2 tRNA genes and 3 rRNA genes are annotated in these 5,367 nt (G+C 54.4%); all 5 read right to left on the bottom strand.

Features of this window, described 5'->3' with window-relative positions:
- Positions 1-24: 24 nt before the first annotated feature.
- A 5S ribosomal RNA gene (gene rrf, locus J5T34_RS23845) occupies positions 25-138 on the bottom strand.
- A 128-nt stretch (positions 139-266) separates the two neighbouring features.
- Positions 267-3,147 (bottom strand): 23S ribosomal RNA (locus J5T34_RS23840).
- A 314-nt stretch (positions 3,148-3,461) separates the two neighbouring features.
- Positions 3,462-3,537: transfer RNA gene (locus tag J5T34_RS23835), tRNA-Ala, on the bottom strand.
- A 10-nt stretch (positions 3,538-3,547) separates the two neighbouring features.
- Positions 3,548-3,624 (bottom strand) — tRNA-Ile (locus J5T34_RS23830).
- Positions 3,625-3,686: 62 nt separating this feature from the next.
- Positions 3,687-5,220: ribosomal RNA gene (locus J5T34_RS23825) — 16S ribosomal RNA — on the bottom strand.
- Together the 16S, 23S and 5S rRNA genes with 2 tRNA genes alongside form the textbook arrangement of a ribosomal RNA operon.
- Positions 5,221-5,367 lie beyond the last annotated feature (147 nt).

Genomic DNA, 5,367 nt, shown 5'->3' with positions numbered 1-5,367 from the left:
GATCTGGGGCGTTTTCAAAGGAGAGCCTGGCGATGACCTACTTTCACACGGGTAGTCCGCACTATCATCGGCGCGAAGTCGTTTCACGGTCCTGTTCGGGATGGGAAGGGGTGGTTCCGACTTGCTATGGTCACCAGGCATAAAGGGTTGCCGGACTGGCTGTAGGCCAATCTGGCGTATTGGGATGTAGCGGTGTGGGTTGTGCTGTATGGCACGTGTGCGGAACACCAGCGGCGCGTATCGGACGCGCTAAACGCACTGGTTATAGGATCAAGCCTTACGGGCAATTAGTACTGGTTAGCTTAACGCATTACTGCGCTTCCACACCCAGCCTATCAACGTCCTGGTCTTGAACGACCCTTCAAGGAGCTCGAGGCTCCAGGGAATCCTCATCTTCAGGCGAGTTTCCCGCTTAGATGCTTTCAGCGGTTATCTCTTCCGTACATAGCTACCCTGCGATGCCTCTGGCGAGACAACAGGTACACCAGCGGTACGTCCACTCCGGTCCTCTCGTACTAGGAGCAGCCCCCGTCAAGATTCCAACGCCCACGGCAGATAGGGACCAAACTGTCTCACGACGTTTTAAACCCAGCTCACGTACCTCTTTAAATGGCGAACAGCCATACCCTTGGGACCGGCTACAGCCCCAGGATGAGATGAGCCGACATCGAGGTGCCAAACACCGCCGTCGATATGAACTCTTGGGCGGTATCAGCCTGTTATCCCCAGAGTACCTTTTATCCGTTGAGCGATGGCCCTTCCATTCAGAACCACCGGATCACTATGTCCTGCTTTCGCACCTGCTCGACTTGTCGGTCTCGCAGTTAAGCACGCTTTTGCCATTGCACTTTAGGTACGATGTCCGACCGTACCAAGCGTACCTTCGAACTCCTCCGTTACACTTTGGGAGGAGACCGCCCCAGTCAAACTGCCTACCATGCACTGTCCCCGACCCGGATTCACGGGCCTAGGTTAGAACCTCAAACAAACCAGGGTGGTATTTCAAGGACGGCTCCACGAGAACTGGCGTCCTCGCTTCAAAGCCTCCCACCTATCCTACACAGATCGGTTCAAAGTCCAATGCAAAGCTGCAGTAAAGGTTCATGGGGTCTTTCCGTCTAGCCGCGGGGAGATTGCATCATCACAAACACTTCAACTTCGCTGAGTCTCGGGAGGAGACAGTGTGGCCATCGTTACGCCATTCGTGCAGGTCGGAACTTACCCGACAAGGAATTTCGCTACCTTAGGACCGTTATAGTTACGGCCGCCGTTTACCGGGACTTCAATCAAGAGCTTGCACCCCATCATTTAATCTTCCGGCACCGGGCAGGCGTCACACCCTATACGTCCACTTTCGTGTTTGCAGAGTGCTGTGTTTTTATTAAACAGTCGCAGCCACCATTTTATTGCAACCCCGTCACCCTTCTGGCGCAGGCCAGTCAAGCTACCAGGGCGTACCTTATCCCGAAGTTACGGTACCAATTTGCCGAGTTCCTTCTCCCGAGTTCTCTCAAGCGCCTTAGAATACTCATCTCGCCCACCTGTGTCGGTTTGCGGTACGGTCTCGTATGACTGAAGCTTAGAGGCTTTTCTTGGGACCCCTTCCGATTGCTTCGCAGCACTAGGCCGCTCGCCCCACATCCTTGAATTACGCGCCCGGATTTGCCTAAGCGCCTTCTCCAATGCAGGGACCGGGACTTCCAACACCCGGACAACCTTCCGCGATCCGTCCCCCCATCGCATCATACGACGGTGCAGGAATATTAACCTGCTTCCCATCAGCTACGCATCTCTGCCTCGCCTTAGGGGCCGACTCACCCTACGCCGATGAACGTTGCGTAGGAAACCTTGGGCTTACGGCGAGGGGGCCTTTCACCCCCTTTATCGCTACTCATGTCAGCATTCGCACTTCCGATACCTCCAGCATCCTTTACAAGACACCTTCACAGGCTTACGGAACGCTCTCCTACCGCGCACACAAGGTGCGCCCGCAGCTTCGGTGACTGGCTTAGCCCCGTTACATCTTCCGCGCAGGACGACTCGATCAGTGAGCTATTACGCTTTCTTTAAAGGGTGGCTGCTTCTAAGCCAACCTCCTGACTGTTTTAGCCTTCCCACTTCGTTTCCCACTTAGCCAATCTTGGGGACCTTAGCTGGCGGTCTGGGTTGTTTCCCTCTTGACACCGGACGTTAGCACCCGATGTCTGTCTCCCGTGATTGCACTCTTCGGTATTCGGAGTTTGCTATGGCGGGGTAATCAGCAATAGACCCCCCAACCATGACAGTGCTCTACCCCCGAAGGTGAGACACGAGGCACTACCTAAATAGTTTTCGGAGAGAACCAGCTATTTCCAGACTTGTTTAGCCTTTCACCCCTATCCACAGCTCATCCCCTAACTTTTCAACGTTAGTGGGTTCGGTCCTCCAGTACGTGTTACCGCACCTTCAACCTGGCCATGGATAGATCGTCTGGTTTCGGGTCTACACCCAGCGACTCAATCGCCCTATTCGGACTCGCTTTCGCTACGCCTTCCCTAACCGGTTAAGCTTGCCACTGAATGTAAGTCGCTGACCCATTATACAAAAGGTACGCCGTCACCCCTTACGAGGCTCCGACTGTTTGTATGCATGCGGTTTCAGGATCTATTTCACTCCCCTCCCGGGGTTCTTTTCGCCTTTCCCTCACGGTACTGGTTCACTATCGGTCGATCACGAGTATTTAGCCTTGGAGGATGGTCCCCCCATCTTCAGACAGGATTTCACGTGTCCCGCCCTACTTGTCGTACCCCTAGTTCCACAACGCGGTTTTCGCATACAGGGCTATCACCTGCTATGGCCGGGCTTTCCATCCCGTTTTGCTAACCACACTGCTAAAAAGTACAAGGCTCATCCCATTTCGTTCGCCACTACTTTGGGAATCTCGGTTGATTTCTGTTCCTGCAGCTACTTAGATGTTTCAGTTCGCCGCGTTCGCTTCCCACACCTATGGATTCAGTGTGGGATGACCCATACGGGCCGGGTTTCCCCATTCGGACATCTCCGGATCAAAGCTCGTTTGCCAGCTCCCCGAAGCTTTTCGCAGGCTACCGCGTCCTTCATCGCCTGTGATCGCCAAGGCATCCACCACATGCACTTGTTCGCTTGACCCTATAACGAGTGCGTCTACAACGCCCCGCTACAGGTTGAGTTCTCGCATTTGTGCCGTATTCCAAGTCATCTTTCGATCACTTAAATACTTTGGTTGATACAATCACAACCCGGTATCGCGCGATCGGTCTCGATCGTCCACGCGCCTCATCAACGCGTCGCGACACCTTTACTACATCCCATTTTGTTAAAGAACAGCCAACGCACATCCGTGCATCGTCTTGGCCAACGCCAAAGGCAAACGCTTGTTCCAAAGCGCTTGCCTTTGACGACTGCCAGGTCTTGCTCACACAACAGCAGTGCTCTCATGTGGGTGGTGGAGGATGACGGGATCGAACCGACGACCCCCTGCTTGCAAAGCAGGTGCTCTCCCAGCTGAGCTAATCCCCCGTCCTAAGACTGGTGGGTCTGGTAGGACTTGAACCTACGACCCCCGCCTTATCAAGACGGTGCTCTAACCACCTGAGCTACAGACCCTTGGCTGTAACACTCGACAACCGATAAGTGTGAACGCTCGACTTTGAACCAGTCGTGCTCGGAAAGGAGGTGATCCAGCCGCACCTTCCGATACGGCTACCTTGTTACGACTTCACCCCAGTCATGAACCCTGCCGTGGTAATCGCCCTCCTTGCGGTTAGGCTAACTACTTCTGGCAAAACCCACTCCCATGGTGTGACGGGCGGTGTGTACAAGACCCGGGAACGTATTCACCGCGGCATGCTGATCCGCGATTACTAGCGATTCCAGCTTCACGTAGTCGAGTTGCAGACTACGATCCGGACTACGATGCGTTTTCTGGGATTAGCTCCCCCTCGCGGGTTGGCAACCCTCTGTACGCACCATTGTATGACGTGTGAAGCCCTACCCATAAGGGCCATGAGGACTTGACGTCATCCCCACCTTCCTCCGGTTTGTCACCGGCAGTCTCTCTAGAGTGCCCTTGCGTAGCAACTAGAGACAAGGGTTGCGCTCGTTGCGGGACTTAACCCAACATCTCACGACACGAGCTGACGACAGCCATGCAGCACCTGTGTCCACTTTCCCTTTCGGGCACCTAATGCATCTCTGCTTCGTTAGTGGCATGTCAAGGGTAGGTAAGGTTTTTCGCGTTGCATCGAATTAATCCACATCATCCACCGCTTGTGCGGGTCCCCGTCAATTCCTTTGAGTTTTAATCTTGCGACCGTACTCCCCAGGCGGTCAACTTCACGCGTTAGCTACGTTACTGAGGAAATGAATCCCCAACAACTAGTTGACATCGTTTAGGGCGTGGACTACCAGGGTATCTAATCCTGTTTGCTCCCCACGCTTTCGTGCATGAGCGTCAGTCTCGTCCCAGGGGGCTGCCTTCGCCATCGGTATTCCTCCACATCTCTACGCATTTCACTGCTACACGTGGAATTCTACCCCCCTCTGACGCACTCTAGCCTTGCAGTCACAAGCGCCATTCCCAGGTTAAGCCCGGGGATTTCACGCCTGTCTTACAAAACCGCCTGCGCACGCTTTACGCCCAGTAATTCCGATTAACGCTCGCACCCTACGTATTACCGCGGCTGCTGGCACGTAGTTAGCCGGTGCTTATTCTTCCGGTACCGTCATCCACGCCAGGTATTAGCCAGCGCGATTTCTTTCCGGACAAAAGTGCTTTACAACCCGAAGGCCTTCTTCACACACGCGGCATTGCTGGATCAGGGTTGCCCCCATTGTCCAAAATTCCCCACTGCTGCCTCCCGTAGGAGTCTGGGCCGTGTCTCAGTCCCAGTGTGGCTGATCGTCCTCTCAGACCAGCTACTGATCGTCGCCTTGGTAGGCCTTTACCCCACCAACTAGCTAATCAGACATCGGCCGCTCCTATTGCGCGAGGCCGTTACCGGTCCCCCGCTTTCACCCTCAGGTCGTATGCGGTATTAGCTAATCTTTCGACTAGTTATCCCCCACAACAGGGCACGTTCCGATGTATTACTCACCCGTTCGCCACTCGCCGCCAGGCCGAAGCCCGCGCTGCCGTTCGACTTGCATGTGTAAGGCATGCCGCCAGCGTTCAATCTGAGCCAGGATCAAACTCTTCAGTTCAAATCCCTTGTGATCCCGAAGGATCTCGCTCTTTCGAGCGGTCGCTCACTCTCAGAAAACTGACTGGCTCCATCGTCTTGACGCCGATGAAGCCACGTTTTGCTGTGCGAGCACTTGATAACTTTTGAGCCTGACAAGTCCGAAGAC

This window comes from Cupriavidus gilardii (assembly GCF_017598945.1).
GTDB classification, from domain to species: domain Bacteria; phylum Pseudomonadota; class Gammaproteobacteria; order Burkholderiales; family Burkholderiaceae; genus Cupriavidus; species Cupriavidus gilardii_E.
The sequence above is the reverse complement of the archived record's forward strand: the minus strand, read 5'-3'. Positions and strand labels throughout refer to the sequence as shown.